Raw genomic sequence first — 22,149 nt, 5'->3', positions numbered from 1 at the left:
CATCGATCCAGTGGTCCATGTACTTGTGCGCGTCAGCCTTGGCTTGCAGACAAAATTTCAAGTAACATGTTCGTTTAATCGATCATTAAATCAATAAATATCGATTTAACGAACATGAAAATCAACCAATCTGCCATGCTCATGCCGTCACAGCAAGAAGAATGCGCCCGCTTGGGGCAACTTCTGGCGCGGCTGCGGTTGGCGCGTCAAGTCAAACAGGCTGACGCTGCGCTGCGTGCTGGGCTGTCTCGCAACACGGCCTATCGCCTTGAAAAGGGAGAGCCCGGCATCGCGATTGGGCAAGTTTTGCGCTACCTGCAGGCCATCTCGCCAGGCAGCACCCTTTTGGACTTGTTGACTGAAAAAGACCCGGCGTTGCTGGCGCTCAGTGCGCGTGAAAAAACCCAGCGGGTCCGCGACCTGAGCGCGGCAGAGCGCGAAGAACTGGACTTTTAAGGCAAGAAGCAGATGACCGCCAAAACCTTGAAACTGATGGTCTTTGCTCACCTGGGGCAGGACTGGTGGTCTTGACCTGGTAACCCAGCACCAGCGTTCCGGCATTTGGACGACGTGTCGACGCCCGAACTGCGCAAGTTGCTGCCGTAGTTCAGGCGCGGATCGTTACCCGATGGTTGCAACTCCTGCAGCGTGAATTCCGTCGCTGACTCAGGTGTTGAAGTTTGCCACCAGCCCCATCACTCATTTCAAGCCGTACCACACACCGCGACCGCTACCGTGCTGCTCCAGATGGTTGCGCTCGGCCAGGTCGCGGAAATGCAGCTTGAGGGTGTTGCGACTGGCACCCGTCAATTGGATGGCATCCATCATCGTGACGCGCCCGTGCTGTCTGGCGAATTCCACGATCTGCAGTGACAGCTCGGGCAGGGTGGCCAGCACGATCTTTTCGCGCTCAACCTTCTTCTCCAGGCGCCGCACCTGCTCCGCCAGCGAGCGCAAGAAGAACACCAGCCATGGCTGCCAGTTGGGCGCATCCGTGCGGATGGTTCCTTGTGTCTGGCGCAAGGCCAAATAATAGGCTTCCTTGTTCAGCTCGATCACGCTCTCCAACGAGCTGTAGGGCACATAGGCATATCCGGCCTGGATCAGCAGCAGTGTCGTCAGCACCCTGCTCAAACGTCCGTTGCCATCCTGAAAAGGGTGAATTTCCAGAAACACCACGACGAAGATCGAGATGATCAACAAGGGGTGCATCTTTTCCGATATCAGTGCCTTATCCCGCTCGCCATTCACCCATGACACCAATTCAGCCATCAGCCTTGGCGTGTCAAAGGGCGTGGCGGTCTCGAAGACGATGCCAATCTGTGTCCCGTTTTCATCGAATGCAGCGACGCTGTTTGAATGGGTCTTGTACTGCCCCCGGTGGCGAGCATCTTTTTCGCTGTGGGTCAGCAGAACTTGGTGCAGTTGCTTGATGTGGTTCTCGTTGAACGGAATGTCCTGCCACGCGCTGAACACCATGTCCATGAGTTCAGCGTAACCGGCCACCTCCTGTTCGTCCCGTGTGTCGAAGGACTTGATGGCCAGGTTGGAAAGCAGACGTTGCACTTCGCGGTCAGTCAGTTTGCTGCCTTCGATGCGGGTAGACGAGCCTATGCTCTCGATGGTGGCCACCCGCCGTAGCGCCAAAAGACGCTCGGGCGCCAGCGTTCCCAAAGCACGCCATGCGCCCTTGAATTCGTCGATCCGAGCAATCAGGCTCAGGATTTCGGGTGTGATCTGGAGGGTGTCTGAACGCAACATGAAACCATTATTACACCCAATAACACCCATTTTTAATGCGCATCCTGTGAATGGATGAAAGTCGATACCCAGTGTGGCATGCCGAGTGATCACATCAACGCAACCCATTCGCCCTGCAAACCATCGCCCACAGGGGTGGGCTCCCACACCAACAAAAACCGCCGCCCACTTGCAGGGCCAGCGATGCACCCGTCAATCCGCCCCGCTTTGCAGCCCAAACACAATGCTCATGGGCCTGCTGCCCTGGTGTGACTGGTAGCGCACCCGGCCGTGGTAGGTGAACGGTGCGGCCTTGCCGACAGCCAGCTTGGTGTCGCGCACAAAGAGGTGGATGTCGATGCCTAAAGCGGCGTGTCGGATGATTTCGTCGCCGCGTTTGCTGGTCGGGTCGGTGGCGTTCTGGCTTTGCCAGTGAAAGTGCGTGTCATCGATCCAGTGGTCCATGTACTTGTGCTCGTCAGCCCGGCCTTGTTTGTTGAGCGTGACCAGCAGGATGTGCGCCTTTTTCTGGGCCAGCACCACATGGCCGACATTCCAATTGCCGGGGTTGTAGGCCTCGCCAAACAGCGCCGGAATGTCTTCGCGCATGAAAGGCTCACCGAGCGCCAGATCCAGTGGATCGATGATGTTGCGCAGGCGAGCGAGCGTGCGCATGTCGTCGGTGGCCGTCAGGTCGTCGTAGTCGGGGTTGTTGGCTTTCAGAATGTATTGGCCATCGCGGCCCTTGGTGACCACCCGCAGCAGATATTGGTTGTCGCCGCTGTCGTCTTGCCGCTCGATGGCCACCACGTTGCCCGTGATCGAGCCCGCCCGACTGGGCGTGATCAACTCCAGCAGCAAATAGTCACCGTCCAGAACCGGATTTTTGCCGCCGTTCATCGAGTTGCCCGATGCGCGGGCGATGAAGTGGCGACTGGGGTCCAGCGTGCCATAGGCCAGCGGCAAAGCCCTGTGCTCTTCAGCGTCAGCCCGTCCGGTTTTGAAATGGCCGCACGCGATTTTGAGGTTGGGGAAATACGGCAACTCCACCGTCTCGCGCCGCTTGACGGGGAAGGGAATCACGTTGTTGGCGGGCTCCACAGCCACCCTGCGCACCTCGTAAGCGGCCAGTTTGTAATCGACCAGTTCTTGCAGCATGTCCGTCAGCGGTGCCACGTCTGATTCCAAAAGAGTCTGCTTGAGTCCAAAGCTGCCATCGATTGCCTTAAACGGGACTGATGCAGGGTTTTTGGAGTTGCCACCAGTCAAGGCTGTGATGGGGTTGTTCAGCCAATACCGCGCCCACGCGGCGTCGGTGCCCGGGGTGGTCAGCATCTTGGCATCGAGGTCAGACAACAAAGGGCGACGACGGTCGAGTACCCCACGCGAGTGGGCGGCCAAAACGCCCAGCGCAACAGGCTGGCGCAGGCCATCCAGTTCCAGCCACGCCTCCAGCGTGACGGCCATGAAGCTTTTTTTCATCTCCATGGTTTCCACGTACTGCAAGACCATTTGGAATCGCTCGGCAACGGCGGTCTCGTCCGCAGACAAATCACCCATGCTTTGGACCAGTGCAAACCAATGGCCTTCACGCCGACGCATGTCCTGCATGCTGCTGCCCGAGTGGTAAAACTCGGTGAGGGTGGGCCTGCGGCCCAGCACAGCCCGAAGCGCCTCGTAGTCTTTTTGCGTTCCGGCGCCATCAAGCGATTTCAGAAACTCGATGATCGACAGGTCGTAATTGACGTAACAACCGTTTGGCAACTCCAGTGCGTTCTTTTCTGCCTTGCGCCCAAATTCCGCCAAAGCTTTGTAAGTGGTGCCCACGCCAAACAAGGCTTGTGGTTTGCCCAAAAAGGCTTGGTGATTGCCAATGAAGTCCAGCACCACCAACTGCTGTTTGCCTTCGTGCCGCCGCAGGCCACGCCCGAGCTGCTGCAAAAACAAAATTTTGGATTCGGTGGGCCGGAGCATCAGCACCGTGTCAATGCTGGGCAAGTCCACGCCCTCATTGAACAAGTCCACCGAGAACAAAACTTGCAAACTGCCGTCTTCCAGTTTTTCGAGCGCCTGTGCACGTCCCAGCACAGAGCCCGAATACACCGAAGCGGCCGACACGCCAGCCCGCGTGAAATGCTCGGCCATGAAATCGGCATGCCGGGTGGACACACAAAACGCCAGCGTGCGTCGCTGGGCTTTGGCACGCCACTGCGCCAGGGCATGACGCGCACGCGCCAAGGTGGCCAATTTGTTCGACAGTGCTTCAGGGTCAAAGCGTCCATTGCGCCAAGGCACCTCCTTGTAATCGACCGATTCGTCGTGAACGCCGTAGTAATGAAACGGGGCCAACAAGCCGCTGGTGATGCCCGCAAACAGGTTGCAGCCATAGACCAAGTTGTCGTAGCACAAAGTCAAGATGTCCGACTGGTCTGTGCGGTCAGGTGTGGCCGTCAAGCCCAACAAAAACGAGGGGGCAAAGTGCGCCAGCAAGCGCTTGTAAGTGGCAGCGGCGGCGTGGTGGAATTCGTCCACCACGATGTAATCGAAGTGCTGTGGTGCAAAGCGCTCCAAGTGCGCCGCCTTGCCCAGCGTTTGTACCGATGCGCACAAGACGTCCACATCGCCATCGCGGCTGCGCCCGGTGTAATAACCCACACGCTTGCCGGGCAAGATGCGAATGAAGGTGGCCGCCGCTTGGCTCAAAATTTCTTCACGATGCGCCACAAACAAAATGCGCCGAGCCCCCATGCGCACCGCATCAAAAGCCGCCAGCCATGTCTTGCCAAGACCCGTTGCCAAAACCACCAAACCCCGCCGATAACCGTTTTCGCGGGTGTCGGCCAGTGCGGTCAAGGCTTCTTGCTGAATGTCGTTGGGCAGTGGTGGCGCTTCTTGTTCGTGGCTGCCGGGTGCCACCGAGCGCGTGGGCGGCAAGCGCCGCTGTTCATAGGCCTCGATCCAGCTGTCGGTCAAGGCCATGGTTTTGGGGTGCGCAAAAAGTTCTTCAAACCGTTCGCGTGCTTCCAGGTAACCGGCGTCTTGCGGAAACACCACGCGGTAGTTCCACTCCAGCCCATCGCGCAGGGCTTTGCTGCTGATGTTGCTGGACCCAATGAAGGCGGTGCCAGACGCCAACTGCCCGGCTTCGAAGCGGGCGAACACATAGGCCTTGAGGTGAAAACTGTCTTGGTTTTGAGTGGCGTACACGCGCACCTCAGCGCCGCTTTCTTGCAGCAAGAGCAGCAAGCGCAAAGCTTCTGGGTCGGTGATGTCCAAGTAGTCGCTGGTCAATACCCGAACGCGGTGGGTGTCACCTGCTTGTGCCATGCCTTGCAAATCGGGCAGCAGCAAACGCAGCCCCGAGGTCTTGACAAAAGACACCGCCAAATCGGCTTGGTTGGAACGCGCAAACGCAGCTGACAGGTGCGGCAAAAAATGGTCGTCGCCGCCCGTGACCAGTCGCTTGTCAGGTCCGGTTGAACGGTGGGCCAAAGCATTGGTCCAGCTTTCAGTGCGGTCTGGCCGTTGGTCTTGGGTTTGCCAAAACTCCATGCGCAGCAACTCGGGCATGGCCCCCAGCCAAGCACGCACGGTGTCCTCGTCGGCATCGGTAAACCGACGCCCGTCGTGTTCACGCTCGCCGCTGCCAAGCTTGTAGCTCACATAAATACGGCCACCAGCTTTGAGCGCCGCCCACAGTTTGGACAACACCCCCGGCATGTCCAAAAGCGGCACATGCAACAAGCTGGCGCAGCACCAGATCGCATCGTATTGGGCCACCTCTTCCACATCTTCAAAGCGCCGAACATCCACCACAAAGCCACAGTGCTCACTGGCCCGCTTGGCCAATTCAACAGAAGCATCAAAAGCGCTGACGCTGAAACCCCGGTCAGCAAATGCACGCGCATCACGCCCTGATCCGCAACCGGCGTCCAAGATGCTTGCGCCCGGGGCAAGCCCGTCAAGAAAGCGATCGTAAATTGGACCCATGTCCACCCGCAGGGTTGAGCTGAAAAACTGCTCGGCTCGGTCGTTGTAATAGCCGACGGTGGACGATGGATCGGGCTGGTTGGTCATGTATGAGGATTCTGGCGGCGCGTTGGTGTTGCTTTTGATTGTCCGCAATTTTTAAATCCAATCCTGCAATCAGACAACCATCAAATCTGACTTTTTGGCGTTTTTTTGTTTTGTGAGTGTGAGTGGCTGCCTGGGGTAGGGAGCAGGCACAGGGGCTGCGTGCCCCAGTGGTCGCACATTGTCGAAAATTGCAATCGCAGCAGAAGTGCCAAGGCAGTAGCCCTGGCAACATCTAATTGGGCGGTGCGCACATTGGGTGCGCAATCCAGACTATCTACAGTAGGATGTGCAACGTTCTTCAATGAAATCCATGCAAAAAGAAACTCTTCTAAAACTGATCGCCGAGACTGCCTATAACGCAGGGTACGGTGCCAAGAAGCACTTTGCGACGTACGACATCATCGAGAAGCTGCCGGGCTGGGTGGCGCTTTTTTCAGCGGCAGCTGCGATATCGGCTTTATTCATTCCGGTCTTTGAGGCCAAGTGGGTCTCTGCGACCTTCATCATCATCTCTATCGGCGCAGGCAACATATTGCTCTATGACCGTGACAAAACCAAATATGCCGAAGTCGGAACAGCTCTGACCGAGAGATTTCATGAGCTTAGAGTCCTTTATCACGAGGTAAAGACCCAGCCGGATAGCACTGATCTACCTGATCATGCCAAGCGTCATGTCGCCATCCAAGCCGCTTTGTTGAAGACGAATGTTGCTAAACAGATTTTTTTGAGTGATTGGTACGCGCATTACAAATTCTTCTGGCAACAGCAGACAGGATGGATAGACGAGCAACTCAAGTTCACGTTGTTTCGGGATATGCTTCCTCTCAGCTTTACTGCAGCAGTCATCTTGGCATTTCTGGGGACTATCGGTTGGCTCGTTTCAGGACGAGCGACTTCACTGCTCTGCTAAGTTTTTTCATGACTGGGCGCATCGAGCTAGTCAGATGAACAGTAGGTATATGTATCTTCGATAAGTTTCGGTTGTGCCAAACTATAAAACTAATAGGGAGAAAAACGTGGGGCTTGGCGATTGGTTTAGTACGTTCAATGGAAATCTCCTGATTGCTGATGGAGGAACAATTACGGCTCGATATAAGAACCTCACGCGGCGGTTGAACACGGATTATTGGACAACTACGTCCGATACCTCCCACAGTCTCTATGTCGGATCGTATGGCCGAAATACCGCAACGAAAGCGATCAGCGACGTGGACATGATCATGCAGTTGCCTGACTCATTGTTCGGGCAATACAGCAATTACAAGGGAAACGGTCAGTCGGCATTGCTGCAAGCTGTCAAGAAGTCGGTTGAAAAGACGTATGCGACTACGAGCATACGAGCTGACGGGCAAGTTATCTTGATCCCCTTCAACGACGGAATAACGTTCGAACTCGTGCCAGCATTTTTGAATAAGGATTACAGCTACACATTTCCTGATGCGAACAATGGGGGAACATGGCGGACAACAAATCCACGTCCTGAGATTGAGGCGATTCGGACGCGAAACGCATCCTGCAACTACAACTTGATTCCCTTGTGCCGCATGATGCGCGCATGGAAGCGCGAGTGGGTAGTGCCTATTAGTGGTTTGCTAATCGACACGCTGGCGTATCAGTTTATCGAGAACTATCAGTACCGAGACAAGTCGTACTTTTATTACGACTGGATGTGCAGAGACTTTTTCAAGTGGATGGCTGAGCAGGACGAGAGTCAAGAATTCTGGCGAGCACCTGGCAGTGGGCAATACGTATGGGGTAAAGGTCTTTTCCAGTACAAAGCTAAGCGCTGCTACAACATCGCACTCGAAGCCATCAACTATGAAATGGCTAATCCAAAGCGTGAGTGGTCTGCGAAGCGGAAGTGGCGAGAAATATTTGGTTCTGATTTCCCGAGCTAGCACCGCTGAGGCCCTCGATACCGACGATCTGGATGTCTACTTCTTCTGCCAAGAGCGATTGTTCGCTGTGGCGTCTTCAAAGACTGCTCTCGCTGTACACCTGTTCATTAGTGAATTCGCAAACCTCAACCCCTCACAAAAACCCAAACCTCCCCGCATGCGCCTCCAAAAACGCAGGCGCAGGCCGAAAACGCTCCGGCAGCCGAATCGCTTGCCCTTGGCATTGCGCCAAGCTGCTTTGTGCAAACGGGTCCAACTCGGCGTGACGCAGCGCTTCGCCCACGCGGATGGTGAAGTCCGGTAACACCGTGATCAGCCCTTGGTCATAGGCCCGGTCGTGCAGGGCCGACAGGCACAGGCCGTTGCTGGGGTTCAGGCGGTTTTGGGTGTCCATGCTCCACGGCACGATGTGGCTGGCCACCAGCAGCTTGGGCACGCGCAGGCCGCTCATGCAGCAGGTGGCGTTGTAGCTGGCCAAGATGGCGCGGCGAAACCGGGCTTGGTTGACGCGCACCTGCACGATGGCCGTGGTGGTTTTTCCTTCTGCAATGTTGGGCACTTCGTCCAGCACGTCCACATAGGGCGGCAGGCCGTTTTGTTCTGCATAGTGGCCAAAGGACGTGGCCGCTTCGGTCACCACGGGGTCGTTGGCCGCCAAAAATTCGTTCCAAATTTGTTGGTCCAGCTTGGACGCATTGCCCATGCCGCGTCGGCCACTGGCCACAATTTGAGGGTCGAGGCTGGCCAAATTGACCAGCTTCATGGCCACAGCGCTGGCGGTGCGCCCCATCCATTGCGACAACTGCACGATGCGCGGTTGGTTGCGGTGCAGCTGCCCAAATGGCAGTTGCAGGTAAATGTGAAACGCCGCCAATGTTTCGTTGCGCGTCCAGTCGGTGGATCGTGGCATGTGTTGTTCTCCCTGACGGCAGATATTAGCTGTCCTCGTCCCACGGGATCGGTTTGGCTTGCCTGCGCAAGTCGTTGGGGCGGGTGTTTTGCCGGAAGGTGTCGGGTGGCCTGAAGCATTCTTCGGGCGTCACCATGTAGACCGTCCAATCGCCGTACAGCTTGCCTTCAAAGCAGAGCAGGTCACCGTCCATTTGCAGTTCCAAAAACGTGTCGTTGTTGCCGGTGAGTAAATGGGCATCGCTCGGGCTGGTGAACTGGAGATTCACGCTGCAAGCGTAGGTGGTGTGAAAGTAAATGAGGGGACCCAGTGCGGGGCCATCAAAACCCCAGCCGCTCATCGCTTGATCAGGCTTTTTGCGGCCATGGAACAAGCCCAAATACATGCCGGGTTTTTGGGGCCGAATGCCGTAAACGGGTGCATCGGCTGCTTGTGCGTGCTTGGGCATATCGCCTCCTTGTTGCAAAGGCGCTCAGCTTACGAACGGGGCGGGGCTTTGTGTACCAGGGCTTTGCCTGGGTGATCCAAGGGTCCGTAGCGGCTAAAGTGGAGGCCGCTTTTCATCCAAGCCAAAATACCCGCCCATGACCCCACCCCGACTTGACCTGCGCAAAGGCGTGACCGACCCTGTTGTCCTGTTGATTTCCAGGCGGCAGGTGGAGCAACAAGATCTGGCTTCGGTGCTGGATTCACTCAAGGTGTTCACCGCCACGCGTGAGGACGCTTGGCTCTACCGGGGGCAGATGAGTCTGGTGGTGGATGGCTACAACCACGATCCGCGTGAGCTGGTGGACATCCCCGAGGTGCGCCACTTCCTCAAGCGGCTGGCCGCCCAGTGGCCTTACTGGGGTTTCTTTTTGAACCAGGTGGATGACAGCATCAAGATTTTGGGCTCCTGCTGCTGCGGCGTAGAGTTTCCCGGCCGTGGCGCGGTGCTCATCGATCCGGCGCTGCTGCCCGGCTTTTTGAACCAGGCCTTTGCGGGCATGAACGCGCTGTTCGACCAGTACGGTTTTCCTGAACCCGAGCTGGAGGCCATGAGCATGGGGCTGGTGGCTTTGATTGCGCCGTCTGAGTGATGCGGCCTTCACAGCGTTGCCACTTAAGTGCTGCTGGGTTGTTGGGTTGTTGGGTTGCGGTGCGTATGAATTGCGGCCTGTTGTTGGACTTGATCGCCAAGGCGGAACTTCGTGCACCAGGGCTTTGCCTGGGTGACGGTGGCTTGCGCAGGCTCTAAGCCGCAACCGAATGCGCAGACAGGCTGACCTGAAGTCTCTCGCGCACGGCCCTGAAAATGGCCGCAAGGTTGTCCATGCTGGGGTTGCCTTTGGGCGAAAGCATCCGGTGCAGGCTTTTGCTGGGCTTGGCCGTCAATGCGGCCAGTTGCTCAAAGCCCATGGTGGCGTTGACCAGGTCTCGCAAAATGAGCCGGGCTGTTTCGGGTTCGCCGTTAAGAAACAAAGTGGCGGCTTCATCCAGGAGTGCCTGTGCAAAAGATGCGTCGCTCTGAACGCGCTCGACGACAGTGTCTTTGAAGTTTCTGGTCAGTGCCATGGGCTTACCTCTTGTGCTTGCTGCTTGTGTTGGCGTGAATTGCTTTTTTTCGGGCCTTGTACTCGGCCAATAATTCCTTGGCTTTGTCGATGTCCCGTTGCTGACCACGCTTGGTTCCTCCGCCAAAAAGAACGATGAGCGTGTCACCGTCTTTGGCGAGATAAATTCGATAGCCTGGCCCCCAGTCAATGACGTATTCACCCATGCCATCAAACCACTTGATGCTGGATGTATTGCCAAGCTCCATGCGAAGCTTGGCCACGGTCACCTTGGCGGCGGCCTGCGCCGACAGGGAGTCAAACCATTGTTTGTAGGGGATGGATGCATCCTCTCGGATGTATTCTTGAACCTTGATCGACATGCTTAATGGTAACGCATTTGTTACCAATGGTGTTTCCATTCAGTGGAAGGGATGCTGCCCGGCTTTTTGAACCAGGCCTTTGCGGGCATGAACGCGCTGTTTGACCAGCACGGTTTTCCTGAACCCAAGCTGGAGGCCATGAGCATGGGCTTGGTGGCTTTGATTGCGCCGTCTGAGTGATTGGATCAGGCTTGAGTGGAATTAAGCCCCTCCAAACAAGCTCACGAGCTTGGCCACCTCTGGCGTCATGCCCATGGTTTTGAGCCGCACATGAGGGTGTGCGGTGGCAAAGACACGAAAAACTTCATCCACAAAGGCTTGGCCGACGTGGGCCACGCCTTCAAAGTCAAGCACCACGGTCTTGAACTGCGTGGCGCGGTTCATGACCCATTTGGCTTGCGAGCGAGAAACCAGCTCGCTGCTCAGTTGGGCCAGACGCACCGGGATTTCTGTGGTGTGAAAGGCTTCGCCGGGCGCGGCATCGCCCACGTTGCTGTCTTCAAAGTATTTGAAATACACATCGTTGCTGGTGCGGGTGCTGTCCGCCGCCAGCGACATGCGCACCACGGTCTGCACCTGTGACGGCTTCAGCGCGGCGTTCACGTCGATCCAGTCAAAACGGGCCAAGGGGGTGCTGGCCTCGTTGGGGTCAAAACGCAGGCCACACGATTCGATGGCGAAGCCGTCCATCATGCGGGACGACATAAAAATACCCATGCCCGAATGGCCTTGGGCAGCCGTGGTGAACTTGCCTTTGGCCAACTCCAAAATGGCCAAGCGTTCATCAAACAGGTGTGCCGATTCGGCGATTTTGCAAAAGATTCCCTCGCCGTCATCGGCCACCACCATTTGCAACTGTCCGCCCTCCAGGTGCATGCCCATCAGCACTTGCAAACCGTTGGAGTGGTCCAGCGCGTTGTTGAGCATTTTGGTGAATGTGGTGTTCACCAGACTTTTGACGTTGGGCTTCAGGTCGGTCAGCAGGGGCGCAAGGCGTTGCTCCCAAACGGCCATTTCGCCGCCGCGCTGCACAATGCTTTCGCGCTGCTGCAGGCCCAGCCAAAAGCGCTTGTCGCCCAGGCTGTAGGTTTGCCGGGTGCCTGTGCCGTGCCGCTGCAAATAGCCACTGTCGGCCAGCTTCTTGATGCGACGCGACACGGCCACCCGCGTCAGGCCGGTTTGCTCGGTCGCCACTGTGGCCATGGCCCCGCCTTGGGCGGCACAAGCGAGGATGATTGCATCGTTCAGGTCAAGCATTTGTATCGCTCAATGTAAATTTTGATTTTTTCATTGTATATCTTGGATCAGTTTATTGTTCTGTTGATGTCGGAAAGTCGGACCTGGCTGACGCTCAAGCGGCTGGCCGCCCAGTGGCCTTACTGGGGTTTCTTGTTGAACCAGGTGGACGACAGCATCAAGATTTTGGGTTCGTGCTGTTGCGGCGCGGAGTTTCCCGGCCGTGGCGCGGTGCTGATCGATCCGGCGCTGCTGCCCGGCTTTTTGAACCAGGCCTTTGCAGGCATGAACGCGCTGTTCGACCAGCACGGTTTCCCTGAGCCCGAGCTGGAGGCCATGAGCATGGGGCTGGTGGCTTTGATTGCGCCGTCTGAAAAATAGGCGTTTTGTCAGAAACTCTCATATACTTCTGACAAATTGAGGCCAACCCATGAGTCAACTTGCGCAAGCTGTTTTGTCAGTCGCCCAATCCCTGCCAGAGGGGGGCTTGCTGTCGCCCAAGGAATTCCTTCACCTGGGGACTCGGGCTGCCATTGACCAAACGCTCACCCGTTTGACCAAAGAGGGGCTGCTTTTGAGGGTGGGGCGTGGCGTGTACGCCCTGCCTGTGCAGGGTCGCTTTGGTGTGCGCCCGCCTTCTACCGAATCCGTTGTCGAGGCGATTGAAGCGGCCAGCGGTGAAGTGGTGGTGCCCAGCGGCGCAGCCGAGGCCAATGCCTTGGGTCTGACGACTCAGGTGCCGATCAAAGAGATTTATCTGACGACAGGACCATCACGTCGCCTGCATTTGGGCCATCGCGTGGTGGAACTCAAACACGGCAACCGTTGGCAAATGTCCATGGGCAAACGCCCTGCAGGCCAAGCCATTCGTGCGCTTTTGTGGCTGGGGCCAGACCAAGCGCCCGCTGCATTGCAGACGCTGCATGGCGTGTTGGAGACCCAAGAGTGGGCCGCCATGCGCGGTGCCAGAAACCTGTTGCCCAGCTGGATGGCCAAGGCTGTCAGTGAGGTGTCTGGTGGCTGAGCCTTGGTTCGCACTGAGCCGCGCAGATCAAGCCGAAGCACTCGAAGTTGCCGCAGCGGCCACGGGTCGGCCGCCCCATTTGCTTGAAAAAGACATTTGGGTCGTTTGGACTGAAAAAACGATAAACGAATGAACGACAGGTCTTGGTGAGGTAGGGCTCTTTTTGCTTGCCATTCTGGCCAACATGGATAACGTGTCTACGTTACCTAACCCAACAGAGGATATGACCATGAAAACGCTCTCGTCCGTAGAAGTGCAAAACCGATTTGGGTCGATTGCCAACATCGTGAAAAGCGGGGAGCCTGTGACTGTCACCCAATACGGCACGCCAACCATGATGATTCTTCCGTATTCGCTCGCTACCGAAGCTCTGCGCGACTACAACGCCCGCAAACTGGTGCAGTTCATGGATGCCATGCCATCTGCCAATGCTGCCGCTCCAAATCTCACACTTGAACAATTAAACAAGCTTGTCCATGAGTTACGCCCGTAAAAGAGTTGTCTGAGATATGAGTTTGCTCATCCCAGCTTGTCAGAATCCAGACCGTGAGCCAGCGAAAATTTTTCGTCGTGCTGTTCTTGAGCATGATGTTTTTTGTTCGGCGGACACTTTCAATGAACTTGCAACGGTTCTGACGCGTGAAAAGTTCAATGCGTGGAGGCCCCTTGAGCATCGCTTGATGTGGGTGAGGCTCTTCCGCGAATCTGTGATTTTGATCGAGACCACCACACCTGTCACAGAATGCCGAGACCCAAAGGACAATAAATTTTTGGAGCTGGCCATTTCGGCAAAAGCCGATGTTCTTGTCTCGAGTGATGTTCACTTGCTAGAGATGCACCCGTTCCGTGGGGTGCAAATTCTCCAGTTGGCCGATTTCAAACAACAAATTCTGTCGAAAGCCGTAACCGAACGCCCAGACGGGTTGACCTGAAGCCTCTCGCGCATGGCCCTGAAAATGGCCGCGAGGTTGTCCCTGCTGGGATTGCCTTTTTGCGAAAGCATCCGCTGCAGACCACGCTTGGTTCCTCCGCCAAAATGACCCGCATCAATGCTTACGCGCCCATTGCACTGCCTCGTCAATGAGGGTGTTCAATTCGGAATCGCCCATACCGTTGGTTGCTGATTTGGCTTGCTCAACTGACTTTTGAAAAAGGTATGTGCTCACAGCCTCCTTGATGAAGCGTGACAAGTCACCTTTGCGTCCACCGCCTTGCGCGGCAATGAACATGCGAACGGATTGGTCGGTGGCAGGCGAAACAGCGATGTTCCAGCGAACTGAGTCCATGATTTCTCCGGTGTTTGGGTGTGTAGCTTTTTATACACCAAGGGCGAGCGCCATGAAATGGGCGTGCCGCAGGGCAGCGGTGACGAAGCGGCCGCGTCAATGTTCAAGAGCTTGGCCGCATTTGCAGGACGGCCCTGATTTCGTAGTCGTTGATCAGTTTTTTGAAGTACTTGTAAATGTCAGCCATCTTCACATTCAGCTGGATGCTGGCAAAACCTTCATCGTTTTTGTCGAGTGGGATCACGCCGGTGACCACGCTCTTGAAGTGTTCGGGGTCTTTGTTTCTGATGGGCTGATAGCTGTTGATGGCCAGAAAAATGTCGTCGAGTGTGTAGCCGTGGTCTCTGGTGAGGACCATCAAATCGTAGAGATCACGAGACTTCACGCGGTCATAAACGACGAGGCTTTTCATGACAAGAAGCCCTTCAACGCTCAGCACATCAAAGCCTCCCTCAGAAACCGTCACCTTGGGGGCGGTCTTTAAGTACGCAATCTGCGCCTTGGGCCGATCGCTTTCATTGCGGGAATGAAACGTGACCTTGGCGCCGTCAATCAGGTAATCCTGAATGTAGTGATCCAAGTTTTCTGACGTATTGATTTTGAACCCCAGCTTTTGTTCAGGTGTGATCAGGCTTTCAATCGTGGAGCCACTTGTAGCCAAATCATCCAGGAGTCCATCAATAGCTTTGATGGGCAATTTTTGGCCAAAGATATTGAAGTCCAGGTCTTCGCTGATCCGGTGCCCTATTTGCAATGCCAGCGCAGTGCCGCCGACCAAGGTGAAGCCGACCAGTTTAGGGTCGTCTTGGAGTCGGGCGAAATTTTGCCGAGTCGCCTCTGGCATGAAATCCAGTTTGAGCTTAAGCATTCGATGGCTCCTTTGCTGCTCGCAAGCCTTTGCTGATGTTGCCCAGCATCCGGGTCACGCTGGCGCTGGTCATAGGCTCAAATGCACACCGCTTGAAAACGCGCTTGACTTTGGGGACGCCGTAGTAAAAGCACAACCGGGCCACATCCTCGAACTTGTGTTTTTCGAGCACATGGCCGATCAACACATCGTCCTTGATGTTGGGGTTTGACCAGTCATAAGCGCCAGACAAACCGATCTTGATGGACTTGCGTGTCGCGTTGGCTTGGTGAATGACGGTGCGCAGCCACGCGGGGATCAGCGCTGCGTAGTTGTCCATTTCCCCTTCTGCCCAGTCACCCGTGGCACGCTGGATGTCCAGCGTTGTGAGGTTTTGCATTCCCTGGGTCCACAGCTCAAGCAAGATCCTGCCCTTGGGGCTGGCAGCGAGCTGGAGTTTCCTTGGACTCATGCGGCGAAATTGCACGGTGTGCCCAGCGGCCTTGACGGTGCGCGACAGACCCGAAGTGGGCATCACCAGCAGATCTTCTGCTCCTCCGGCTGGCGCAAGCCCTACTTTTTCCCCCGTTTTTTGTGCCATTGCATGGGCAATGGATTGTGCGTCCACACGCTGGCCCGCTGTGACATACAGCCCTCTGGCGACCCGCTCGATGAGCCCTGCCTTCATCATCCGAAAGAGCGCCTGGTCAACGGCTGCGCGACTCCCCAGCGACAAAAAGTCAGCACTGGAGAAGACGGCCCCTAGGGGCTTGTCTGCGATGGCTTGCCTGATCTTTTCAGATGTTTGCATGTCAGAAATTATTGACGTTTTTCAAACAATGTCAATTATTTGGGCGGCGCGCTTAAAAAATGCAGGCCCGATGATGTTTGCATGAACGCCTTTTTTGTAGGAGCGGCGCCCTCGCCGAGATGGCATCTCGCAGACCACTGCCCATCGCCCCGAGGGCGGGACTCCCACAGGGATAACAGGGCTGATCGCTGTGCCCAGGACCAGCCTTTCACTTCAGACTTCAAAGGGCCAGATCAATAAACGGCCACTTCAATCGGGCTGCATCAACGCGGGCACGGCCGTTTGATCGGCCCAGACAAAGGCCAATTGCTCATATTGACCCGCTAACGCTTTGGCGGCTTCGCGGCTCATGTCCAGAATCAGCACGCTGGGTTCACCGGGCCAGCCATTGCCGGGGTGTTGTCCGATGCCATTGATGAAAGCCAGGCCACGTTGTGACAGGCTGGCTTTCAGCGTTTGCTGTCGCGCTTCGTTTTCCGTGTCGCTCAGCCGTTGGGCAAACGGGTTCCATGCGGTGATGAAAGCAGCACACAAGGCCTTGCGCTCGGCCATCAACTTTTTAAGGTCTGGGCAAAACACGCCGATGTTCATCGTGAACGGCGGTTCATGGTGGACGATGTAGTGGGTTTCGGTGAAGGCTTGAAAAAGTTCGGCGGGCAGTTGGCTTGTCATGGTGATGGCTTTGGTGATTGATCCGGCCCCTTGAAGTCTGGAAAAACTTACAAGGGATGGTTTTTTTGTAAGAGCCCACCCCGTGGGCGATGGGCGTGGTACACGCCCCGCGAACCATCGCCCACAGGGGTGGGCTCCTACAAAGTCAAAAATATCCGCTTGGGCTACAAAAACATGGGCCATTCAAACTTCATTGGGCCGTGTCAATCATTCACCGCATGGACGGATCAGAACTTGAGGATGTGATGGGCTTACACGCCCGCAGAAAGCCGATTGGCCTCAGCGATGGCGGCGCGTCGGGCGGCATCAAACTCGTTGAGCTTTTGTTTCAGCTCGGGCAGGTGTTGGCTGACCAGGTCGGGTGTGCCGCCCTCGGACGTGGGTTCTGTGCTGAACAAGCCCGTGGCCGGGTTGTAAAAGCAGGGGGCGGTTTCTGGCAACAGCACCTTGATCATTCCAGAGCCGGGCACGGTCTGTATTTGGAGGGTTTGGTTTTGCAGCGCAATGGTGGCGTAGGCCATGGTTTTTTTCCTTCTCCCGCAGACGATTGGAACGTCGGCGGCGTGCGGGATCAGGGCGCTGCGTGACGCTTTAGCCATGTATTTGTTGTGCGCCCAGGCAAGTGGTCTGGAATAAATCCGGCGCGGATGAGATTGTAGTCTTTATGGGTTCATATTTTGAAGCTGCTAAAGACCAGGCAGCTGAAAGCAGGTTAGCGATGCCAAAGCACCCGTCAAAACAACCCGATTGAATTTGCGCGACATCCATTCACCCATTGCGCGACAGAATTGGTTTGATGCGCGACACATTGGACGACATAATCAGGATAAATTTTGTCGCGCAATACCATTTGCACGACACAAAGAGTGCTCAGCCATGGAGAAGCCGAAGATGTCACGCACCCTACCGACCGAAGAACTTCAGTTGATCGCTTCCATCGTCGCGGCGCAGCCCGGCGGGTTGCAGATCGCTGAGATCGAAAAGGAATTCGAGCGTGTGCAAGGGCAGAAGATCAACCGCCGCACTTTGCAGCGGCGGTTGCAAAAGCTCATTCAAGCGAAACGTTTGACAGCTCAGGGTGAGAGCACGGCATGGCTTTACATGCCTGCATTGGCGCAGGCGGGTGAGTCGGCAGGTCTTGCCTCTGCGGCCTGGCTGGGGACGGCTGAGTCGGAGCTGTATGTCCACGTTTCCCCTGAGGGCGCTCGCATTCGCGATCAGGTGCGGCTGCCGCTGATGCACCGCCGCCCTGTGGGCTATCGGCGTGAGTTTTTAGAGGCTTACCAGCCGGGCCATACGTTTTACTTGTCGGCGTCATGGCGCAGCCAGTTGCACGAAATGGGCTGCACCGCAGCCAACGAACGGCCAGCGGGCACTTATGCCCGGGACATTCTGAGCCGATTGCTCGTGGATTTGTCGTGGGCTTCGTCCAAGCTGGAGGGCAACACCTACAGCCGCTTGGACACTCAAAATTTAATTGAACTGGGCCAAATCGCCACGGGCAAAAACGCCATTGAAACGCAGATGATTTTGAACCACAAAGCGGCCATCGAGATGCTGATCGAGAACGCCGATGAGGTGGGCTTTGATGCGTTCACGTTCCAAAACCTGCACGCTGTGCTGTCACAGGATTTGATGCGGGACCCGCAGGCCAGTGGTCGGCTTCGGCGGCGTTCGGTCGAGATTTCAGGCACCGTGTTTCACCCCGCAGCTTTGCCGCAAGTCATCGAGGATGGCTTTGAGCAATTGTTGAACAAGGCAGCGGCCATTCCCGATCCGTTTGAGCAGGCTTTTTTTCTGATGGTGCAGTTGCCTTATTTGCAGCCGTTTGAAGATGTCAACAAACGCGTCTCGCGCATTGGGGCCAACATTTCGCTGTTCAAAAACAACCTTTGCCCCTTGTCATTCATCGATGTCCCGGAGCGGGCTTACGTCGACGGCACCTTGGGCGTTGACGAGCTCAACGAGGTCGATTTGTTGCGTGATGTGTTTGTGTGGGCTTACGAGCGCTCTTGCCAGCGCTACCTGGCCATCACGCAAACCATGGTGGAGCCCGATCCTTTGAAGATCAAGTACCGGGAGGCGCTCATCCAGGCGGTGCAAGCCGTGGTGAAAGGGCTGCTGCAACCCACGCCCGAGGTGATGGCCAAAGTGGCCTCAGGCATTGTCAGTGGGGCCGATCAAGCCGCCTTCATGCTGATGTTGACGGACGCACTGCGTCAGCTGCACGAGGGCAGCATTGCGCGATACCGCTTGCGCCGCTCCGAATATGCGGCCTGGCAAGCCCAGGGGCTGCGTCAGGGCTGGACTGATTCAGGACCCCGTCACCCGTGAGGGACGCACTTCAAAGCACGGTCTTGCGCACCGCGTGTTCCCACAGGGCCATTTGTTCGGCGGCGTAGTCGGGCAGGCGCTGTGGGCTGAAGCGGCGTTCTGTGCGCCACAGGGCGCTGAGCTCGTCGGTGTTGGCATAGACCCCGGTGGACAAACCGGCCAGGTAGGCTGCACCCAGGGCGGTGGTCTCGGTCACTTCGGGGCGCACCACGTCCAGGCCCAGCAAATCGGCCTGAAACTGCATGAGCAGGTTGTTCACGCAGGCACCGCCATCCACCCGCAACTCTTGCACCGGGGCCAGGCCGGCTTGTGTCAGGTCGCGGCCCATGGCTTGCAGCAAGGCGGCGCTTTGAAAGGCGATGCTCTCCAGGGCTGCACGCGCAATGTGGGCTACGGTGCTGCCGCGAGTCAGGCCGGTGATGGAGCCTCGGGCGTCGGGTTTCCAGTAAGGGGCGCCCAGCCCGGTGAAGGCGGGCACCACCATCACACCGCCCGAGTCGGGCACGCTTTCGGCCAGGGCTTGCACCTCGCTGCTGTGCCGAATGGCCCCCAGTCCGTCGCGCAACCACTGCACCACGGCACCGCCCACAAACACGCTGCCCTCTAAAGCAAATTGCGGTGCTGCCGTGCTGGGTGACAAGGTTTGCGCAGCGCTGGTGGTGATCAGGCCATTGTGCGATTGCAAAGCGCTGTGGCCGGTGTGCATGAGCATGAAGCAGCCCGTGCCGTAGGTGTTTTTGGCCATGCCCGCACCAAAGCAGGCTTGGCCAAACAGGGCGCTTTGCTGGTCGCCCGCCACCCCGCCGATGGGGATGGCGTGGCCCAGCAGCTCGGGGCGCACCTGACCAAACTGGGCGCTGGAAGCCTGCACTTGGGGCAACATGGCGGGCGGGATGCGCAAGGCGGCCAGCAGTTCGGTGTCCCATTGCTGGGTGTGGATGTTGAACAGCAGGGTGCGCGAGGCGTTGCTCACGTCGGTGGCGTGCACCGCGCCGCCGCTCAAGTGCCAGATGAGCCAGGTGTCGATGGTGCCAAACAGCAACTCGCCGCGCTCGGCTTGGGCGCGGGCGTTGGGCACCTTGTCCAAAATCCATTGCAGTTTGGTGCCCGAAAAGTACGCGTCCACCAGCAAGCCGGTTTTGGCCTGAATGGCGTCGGCCAGGCCTTGTTCGCGCAGGGCCACGCAGGCCGGCTCGGTGCGGCGGTCTTGCCAAACGATGGCGTTGTGAATGGGCTGGCCGGTGCTTTTGTCCCACACCACCGTGGTTTCGCGCTGGTTGGTGATGCCCACCGCCGCCACTTGGGCGGCGCTGATGCCGGCTTTGGCCAGGGCCTCTTGCGCGGTGGCCAGCTGGGTTTGCCAAATTTGCATCGGGTCGTGTTCGACCCAGCCCGGTTGGGGGTAGATCTGGGTGATCTCTTGCTGCGCCATGGCCACGATTTGGCCTTGGGGGTTGAACACAATGCTGCGCGAGCTGGAGGTGCCTTGGTCGAGCGCGAGGAGGTAGGTCATGGATTTATCCAACCATAATGAACGGGATCAACTGACTTTAATCCATGCCAACGCTCGCCTCACCTTTGCCCACACGCCGTGCCGACCTGGTGGCCCGCTTGAACAAGCGCACTGTTTATGACTTGGCCATTGTGGGCGGCGGGGCCACGGGTTTGGGTTTGGCTTTGGATGCCGCGTCGCGTGGCTACAGCGTGGTGTTGCTGGAGTCGGACGATTTTGCCAAAGGCACCTCGTCGCGCTCGACCAAGTTGGTGCACGGGGGCGTGCGGTATTTGGCGCAGGGCAACATCGCCTTGGTGCGCGAAGCGCTGCACGAGCGCAGCACTTTGCTGCACAACGCACCGCACATCGCCCAGGCCTTGCCCTTTGTGATGCCCTCGTATGCGTGGTGGGAAAAGCCGTTTTATGGCGTGGGTCTGAAGCTGTACGACGCTTTGGCGGGCTCATCCGGCTTGGGGCGAACCGAGTTTTTGTCGCGCCGGGAGACTTTGGTCAGTTTGCCCTCGGTGCAGCCTGAGGGTTTGCGTGGCGGTGTGATGTATTGGGATGGCCAGTTCAATGACGCCAAGCTGGCGCTGGCCTTGGCACGCAGCGCGGCGCTGCAAGGGGCTTTGTTGATCAACCGCATGCGGGTCGAGCGCCTGCGCTACACCGACGGCCAAGTGTCGGGGGTGCATGGCGTGGACACCTTGACGGGGCAAAGCCACGAGATTGAAGCGCGGTGCGTGGTCAACGCCACAGGGGTGTGGGTCGATGCCTTGCGCGAACAAGACGGCAGCACACAGGCCATGGTGGCGCCGAGCCAAGGCGTGCACATGGTGGTGGACAAGCGGTTTTTGCCAGGGCAGGCGGCCTTGATGGTGCCCAAAACCGCCGATGGCCGCGTGCTGTTTGCCGTGCCTTGGCTGGGGCAGGTGATTTTGGGCACCACCGATACGCCGCGTGACGATTTAGCCCCGGAGCCTTTGGCTTTTGAGTCGGAAATTGACTTCATCTTGCAAGAGTCGGCCCGCTACCTGACACGCCCCCCGCAGCGAAGTGATGTGAAGAGCATTTGGGTGGGTCTGCGGCCGCTGGTCAAGCCACCGCAAGACGAGGGTGACAACACCAAGGCGCTGAGCCGCGAACACACGGTGCTGGTCAGCCGTTCGGGTTTGGTCACGGTGACGGGCGGCAAATGGACCACTTACCGGGCCATGGCCGAAGACGTGTTGCAAAAGTGTGTGGCCAGTGCTTTGCTGGCCCCTCGGGGCGGTGCGCGAACCGAACATTTGCCGCTGGTTGGGGCAGGGGGCGGGGAAGTTGGTGGGGCCGGTGGGCCTGTGTCTGTGCCGGTGTCGATCGGTGCCCCCGAGGGCGTGCATTCGTACGGCAGTGAGCAAGTCTGGCTGGCCCAGTTGCCGGGTGCGGACACTTGGTTGACCCCCAGTTTGAGCGAGGCCATGGTGCGCTTTGCCGCCCGCTACGAGTACGCCTTGAGCGTCGAAGATGTTTTGGCCCGCCGATCCAGGCTGCTGTTTTTGGATGCCCGACTTGCCGCCCAAATCGCCCCAGCCGTGGCGGTCATCTTGCAGTCCGAAACCGGCCTGGACCCCGATGTTTCAGGCTTTTTAAAGTTGGCAGCCCAGTACCTGTTGGAAGTTTGATCCACCCCCTGTAGGCGCGACGCCCTCGTCGCGATAAGCCGTGCAGACCACCCCTCATCGCCCCGAGGGCGGGGCTCCCACAAAATGTCAATCGCCCCGGGGGCGGGGCTCCCAGTGCGCCCGTGAAGGCGCGTACACAGCATGGTGAGAGTCCATGTCGGGGTAAGCCAAGGCCCCGTAGTCGAAGGTAACTGCGTCGCTGCGAAGCGGGGTGGGGAGCAACCGGAGGCGAACTGGCGG

The 22,149-nt window shown here is 57.5% G+C and carries 24 protein-coding genes; 11 read left to right on the top strand and 13 right to left on the bottom strand.

Annotated elements, in window-relative coordinates:
- The first annotated feature begins 114 nt into the window (after nucleotides 1–114).
- Entirely contained in the window at nucleotides 115–456 is a 342-nt protein-coding gene (locus tag B9Z48_RS20895; protein ID WP_108380528.1) for a helix-turn-helix domain-containing protein, read from the top strand.
- A gap of 243 nt (nucleotides 457–699) precedes the next feature.
- Here the strand turns inward: B9Z48_RS20895 and B9Z48_RS20890 are convergent, their stop codons facing one another.
- Both B9Z48_RS20890 and B9Z48_RS20885 read right to left on the bottom strand, forming a co-directional pair.
- Complete coding sequence (locus tag B9Z48_RS20890; RefSeq protein ID WP_108380527.1) at nucleotides 700–1,761, bottom strand: Fic family protein; 1,062 nt, start codon at nucleotides 1,759–1,761, stop codon at nucleotides 700–702.
- A 192-nt stretch (nucleotides 1,762–1,953) separates the two neighbouring features.
- On the bottom strand, nucleotides 1,954–5,817 hold the full coding sequence (locus tag B9Z48_RS20885; RefSeq protein WP_108380533.1) for a DUF3427 domain-containing protein: 3,864 nt from the start codon (nucleotides 5,815–5,817) through the stop codon (nucleotides 1,954–1,956).
- Nucleotides 5,818–6,127: 310 nt separating this feature from the next.
- On the opposite strand from B9Z48_RS20885, the gene B9Z48_RS20880 reads away from it, so the two are divergent.
- Together B9Z48_RS20880 and B9Z48_RS20875 are read left to right on the top strand one after the other, a co-directional pair.
- A complete protein-coding gene (locus B9Z48_RS20880) occupies nucleotides 6,128–6,727 on the top strand; it encodes an SLATT domain-containing protein (RefSeq protein WP_108380532.1) in 600 nt (199 codons plus the stop codon).
- Between the two features lie 73 nt (nucleotides 6,728–6,800).
- Entirely contained in the window at nucleotides 6,801–7,715 is a 915-nt protein-coding gene (locus tag B9Z48_RS20875; RefSeq protein ID WP_368665930.1) for a nucleotidyltransferase, read from the top strand.
- A gap of 133 nt (nucleotides 7,716–7,848) precedes the next feature.
- On the opposite strand, the gene B9Z48_RS20870 is transcribed toward B9Z48_RS20875, so the two are convergent.
- Together B9Z48_RS20870 and B9Z48_RS20865 are read right to left on the bottom strand one after the other, a co-directional pair.
- Nucleotides 7,849–8,625, bottom strand: a complete 777-nt coding sequence (locus B9Z48_RS20870) for an HNH endonuclease (protein ID WP_108380526.1) — start codon at nucleotides 8,623–8,625, stop codon at nucleotides 7,849–7,851.
- 25 nt (nucleotides 8,626–8,650) lie between these two features.
- On the bottom strand, nucleotides 8,651–9,073 hold the full coding sequence (locus B9Z48_RS20865; protein WP_108380525.1) for a hypothetical protein: 423 nt from the start codon (nucleotides 9,071–9,073) through the stop codon (nucleotides 8,651–8,653).
- Between the two features lie 136 nt (nucleotides 9,074–9,209).
- On the opposite strand from B9Z48_RS20865, the gene B9Z48_RS20860 reads away from it, so the two are divergent.
- The gene (locus tag B9Z48_RS20860) at nucleotides 9,210–9,704 is read left to right on the top strand and encodes a hypothetical protein (RefSeq protein WP_108380524.1); all 495 of its coding nucleotides are present in this window, start codon (nucleotides 9,210–9,212) and stop codon (nucleotides 9,702–9,704) included.
- A gap of 154 nt (nucleotides 9,705–9,858) precedes the next feature.
- Here the strand turns inward: B9Z48_RS20860 and B9Z48_RS20855 are convergent, their stop codons facing one another.
- Together B9Z48_RS20855 and B9Z48_RS20850 are read right to left on the bottom strand one after the other, a co-directional pair.
- Complete coding sequence (locus B9Z48_RS20855) at nucleotides 9,859–10,179, bottom strand: DNA-binding protein (RefSeq protein ID WP_108380523.1); 321 nt, start codon at nucleotides 10,177–10,179, stop codon at nucleotides 9,859–9,861.
- 4 nt (nucleotides 10,180–10,183) lie between these two features.
- The gene (locus B9Z48_RS20850) at nucleotides 10,184–10,579 is read right to left on the bottom strand and encodes a type II toxin-antitoxin system RelE/ParE family toxin (RefSeq protein WP_233261211.1); all 396 of its coding nucleotides are present in this window, start codon (nucleotides 10,577–10,579) and stop codon (nucleotides 10,184–10,186) included.
- A gap of 12 nt (nucleotides 10,580–10,591) precedes the next feature.
- On the opposite strand from B9Z48_RS20850, the gene B9Z48_RS22050 reads away from it, so the two are divergent.
- Nucleotides 10,592–10,720, top strand: a complete 129-nt coding sequence (locus B9Z48_RS22050; RefSeq protein ID WP_255419501.1) for a hypothetical protein — start codon at nucleotides 10,592–10,594, stop codon at nucleotides 10,718–10,720.
- Nucleotides 10,721–10,741: 21 nt separating this feature from the next.
- On the opposite strand, the gene B9Z48_RS20845 is transcribed toward B9Z48_RS22050, so the two are convergent.
- On the bottom strand, nucleotides 10,742–11,797 hold the full coding sequence (locus tag B9Z48_RS20845; protein WP_108380521.1) for a DUF4325 domain-containing protein: 1,056 nt from the start codon (nucleotides 11,795–11,797) through the stop codon (nucleotides 10,742–10,744).
- 66 nt (nucleotides 11,798–11,863) lie between these two features.
- Between B9Z48_RS20845 and B9Z48_RS20840 the strand changes: the two genes are divergently transcribed.
- The 4 genes from B9Z48_RS20840 to B9Z48_RS20825 all read left to right on the top strand — a co-directional run bounded on the left by B9Z48_RS20840 (nucleotide 11,864) and on the right by B9Z48_RS20825 (nucleotide 13,732).
- Complete coding sequence (locus B9Z48_RS20840) at nucleotides 11,864–12,157, top strand: hypothetical protein (RefSeq protein WP_108380520.1); 294 nt, start codon at nucleotides 11,864–11,866, stop codon at nucleotides 12,155–12,157.
- A 49-nt stretch (nucleotides 12,158–12,206) separates the two neighbouring features.
- Nucleotides 12,207–12,800: a DUF6088 family protein gene (locus tag B9Z48_RS20835; RefSeq protein WP_108380519.1), complete on the top strand. Its 594-nt coding sequence runs from the start codon at nucleotides 12,207–12,209 to the stop codon at nucleotides 12,798–12,800.
- Between the two features lie 229 nt (nucleotides 12,801–13,029).
- Nucleotides 13,030–13,293, top strand: a complete 264-nt coding sequence (locus tag B9Z48_RS20830; RefSeq protein WP_158273332.1) for a type II toxin-antitoxin system Phd/YefM family antitoxin — start codon at nucleotides 13,030–13,032, stop codon at nucleotides 13,291–13,293.
- 16 nt (nucleotides 13,294–13,309) lie between these two features.
- Entirely contained in the window at nucleotides 13,310–13,732 is a 423-nt protein-coding gene (locus B9Z48_RS20825; RefSeq protein WP_108380517.1) for a putative toxin-antitoxin system toxin component, PIN family, read from the top strand.
- A 114-nt stretch (nucleotides 13,733–13,846) separates the two neighbouring features.
- Here B9Z48_RS20825 and B9Z48_RS20815 read toward each other — a convergent pair whose 3' ends face one another.
- The 5 genes from B9Z48_RS20815 to B9Z48_RS20795 form a co-directional block, all read right to left on the bottom strand.
- Nucleotides 13,847–14,086: a ribbon-helix-helix domain-containing protein gene (locus tag B9Z48_RS20815; RefSeq protein ID WP_108380516.1), complete on the bottom strand. Its 240-nt coding sequence runs from the start codon at nucleotides 14,084–14,086 to the stop codon at nucleotides 13,847–13,849.
- A gap of 103 nt (nucleotides 14,087–14,189) precedes the next feature.
- Nucleotides 14,190–14,954: a nucleotidyl transferase AbiEii/AbiGii toxin family protein gene (locus B9Z48_RS21710; RefSeq protein WP_199233565.1), complete on the bottom strand. Its 765-nt coding sequence runs from the start codon at nucleotides 14,952–14,954 to the stop codon at nucleotides 14,190–14,192.
- Nucleotides 14,947–15,744, bottom strand: coding sequence for a DUF6088 family protein (locus B9Z48_RS20805; RefSeq protein ID WP_108380515.1), 798 nt, complete (start codon nucleotides 15,742–15,744; stop codon nucleotides 14,947–14,949). The genes B9Z48_RS21710 and B9Z48_RS20805 overlap by 8 nt, the downstream gene beginning before the upstream one ends.
- 249 nt (nucleotides 15,745–15,993) lie before the next feature.
- The gene (locus B9Z48_RS20800; protein ID WP_158273331.1) at nucleotides 15,994–16,416 is read right to left on the bottom strand and encodes a DUF3293 domain-containing protein; all 423 of its coding nucleotides are present in this window, start codon (nucleotides 16,414–16,416) and stop codon (nucleotides 15,994–15,996) included.
- Nucleotides 16,417–16,667: 251 nt separating this feature from the next.
- Nucleotides 16,668–16,937: a hypothetical protein gene (locus B9Z48_RS20795; protein WP_108380513.1), complete on the bottom strand. Its 270-nt coding sequence runs from the start codon at nucleotides 16,935–16,937 to the stop codon at nucleotides 16,668–16,670.
- A gap of 370 nt (nucleotides 16,938–17,307) precedes the next feature.
- On the opposite strand from B9Z48_RS20795, the gene B9Z48_RS20790 reads away from it, so the two are divergent.
- On the top strand, nucleotides 17,308–18,750 hold the full coding sequence (locus B9Z48_RS20790; RefSeq protein WP_108380529.1) for a Fic family protein: 1,443 nt from the start codon (nucleotides 17,308–17,310) through the stop codon (nucleotides 18,748–18,750).
- Between the two features lie 10 nt (nucleotides 18,751–18,760).
- Here the strand turns inward: B9Z48_RS20790 and glpK are convergent, their stop codons facing one another.
- Nucleotides 18,761–20,263, bottom strand: coding sequence for a glycerol kinase GlpK (gene glpK, locus B9Z48_RS20785; protein WP_108380512.1), 1,503 nt, complete (start codon nucleotides 20,261–20,263; stop codon nucleotides 18,761–18,763).
- A gap of 44 nt (nucleotides 20,264–20,307) precedes the next feature.
- Between glpK and B9Z48_RS20780 the strand changes: the two genes are divergently transcribed.
- Nucleotides 20,308–21,909 (top strand): glycerol-3-phosphate dehydrogenase/oxidase, encoded by a 1,602-nt coding sequence (locus B9Z48_RS20780; protein WP_108380511.1) that lies wholly within the window; start codon nucleotides 20,308–20,310, stop codon nucleotides 21,907–21,909.
- The last annotated feature ends 240 nt before the right edge of the window (nucleotides 21,910–22,149 follow it).

Source organism: Limnohabitans sp. WS1, from assembly GCF_003063265.1.
Lineage (GTDB): Bacteria > Pseudomonadota > Gammaproteobacteria > Burkholderiales > Burkholderiaceae_C > Limnohabitans_A.
Note: the sequence above shows the minus strand (reverse complement) of the source record. Positions and strands in the feature narration are given on the sequence as shown.

Coding starts and splice junctions, on each gene's coding strand:
- B9Z48_RS20835 (WP_108380519.1), top strand. CDS start 12,207: ATGAGTCAACTTGCGCAAGCTGTTTTGTCAGTCGCCCAATCCCTGCCA.
- B9Z48_RS20855 (WP_108380523.1), bottom strand. CDS start 10,179: ATGGCACTGACCAGAAACTTCAAAGACACTGTCGTCGAGCGCGTTCAG.
- glpK (WP_108380512.1), bottom strand. CDS start 20,263: ATGACCTACCTCCTCGCGCTCGACCAAGGCACCTCCAGCTCGCGCAGC.
- B9Z48_RS20865 (WP_108380525.1), bottom strand. CDS start 9,073: ATGCCCAAGCACGCACAAGCAGCCGATGCACCCGTTTACGGCATTCGG.
- B9Z48_RS20890 (WP_108380527.1), bottom strand. CDS start 1,761: ATGTTGCGTTCAGACACCCTCCAGATCACACCCGAAATCCTGAGCCTG.
- B9Z48_RS20825 (WP_108380517.1), top strand. CDS start 13,310: ATGAGTTTGCTCATCCCAGCTTGTCAGAATCCAGACCGTGAGCCAGCG.
- B9Z48_RS21710 (WP_199233565.1), bottom strand. CDS start 14,954: ATGCTTAAGCTCAAACTGGATTTCATGCCAGAGGCGACTCGGCAAAAT.
- B9Z48_RS20860 (WP_108380524.1), top strand. CDS start 9,210: ATGACCCCACCCCGACTTGACCTGCGCAAAGGCGTGACCGACCCTGTT.
- B9Z48_RS20895 (WP_108380528.1), top strand. CDS start 115: ATGAAAATCAACCAATCTGCCATGCTCATGCCGTCACAGCAAGAAGAA.
- B9Z48_RS20790 (WP_108380529.1), top strand. CDS start 17,308: ATGTCACGCACCCTACCGACCGAAGAACTTCAGTTGATCGCTTCCATC.
- B9Z48_RS20850 (WP_233261211.1), bottom strand. CDS start 10,579: ATGGAAACACCATTGGTAACAAATGCGTTACCATTAAGCATGTCGATC.
- B9Z48_RS22050 (WP_255419501.1), top strand. CDS start 10,592: ATGCTGCCCGGCTTTTTGAACCAGGCCTTTGCGGGCATGAACGCGCTG.
- B9Z48_RS20845 (WP_108380521.1), bottom strand. CDS start 11,797: ATGCTTGACCTGAACGATGCAATCATCCTCGCTTGTGCCGCCCAAGGC.
- B9Z48_RS20830 (WP_158273332.1), top strand. CDS start 13,030: ATGAAAACGCTCTCGTCCGTAGAAGTGCAAAACCGATTTGGGTCGATT.
- B9Z48_RS20780 (WP_108380511.1), top strand. CDS start 20,308: ATGCCAACGCTCGCCTCACCTTTGCCCACACGCCGTGCCGACCTGGTG.
- B9Z48_RS20870 (WP_108380526.1), bottom strand. CDS start 8,625: ATGCCACGATCCACCGACTGGACGCGCAACGAAACATTGGCGGCGTTT.
- B9Z48_RS20840 (WP_108380520.1), top strand. CDS start 11,864: ATGTCGGAAAGTCGGACCTGGCTGACGCTCAAGCGGCTGGCCGCCCAG.
- B9Z48_RS20800 (WP_158273331.1), bottom strand. CDS start 16,416: ATGACAAGCCAACTGCCCGCCGAACTTTTTCAAGCCTTCACCGAAACC.
- B9Z48_RS20880 (WP_108380532.1), top strand. CDS start 6,128: ATGCAAAAAGAAACTCTTCTAAAACTGATCGCCGAGACTGCCTATAAC.
- B9Z48_RS20795 (WP_108380513.1), bottom strand. CDS start 16,937: ATGGCCTACGCCACCATTGCGCTGCAAAACCAAACCCTCCAAATACAG.
- B9Z48_RS20815 (WP_108380516.1), bottom strand. CDS start 14,086: ATGGACTCAGTTCGCTGGAACATCGCTGTTTCGCCTGCCACCGACCAA.
- B9Z48_RS20885 (WP_108380533.1), bottom strand. CDS start 5,817: ATGACCAACCAGCCCGATCCATCGTCCACCGTCGGCTATTACAACGAC.
- B9Z48_RS20805 (WP_108380515.1), bottom strand. CDS start 15,744: ATGCAAACATCTGAAAAGATCAGGCAAGCCATCGCAGACAAGCCCCTA.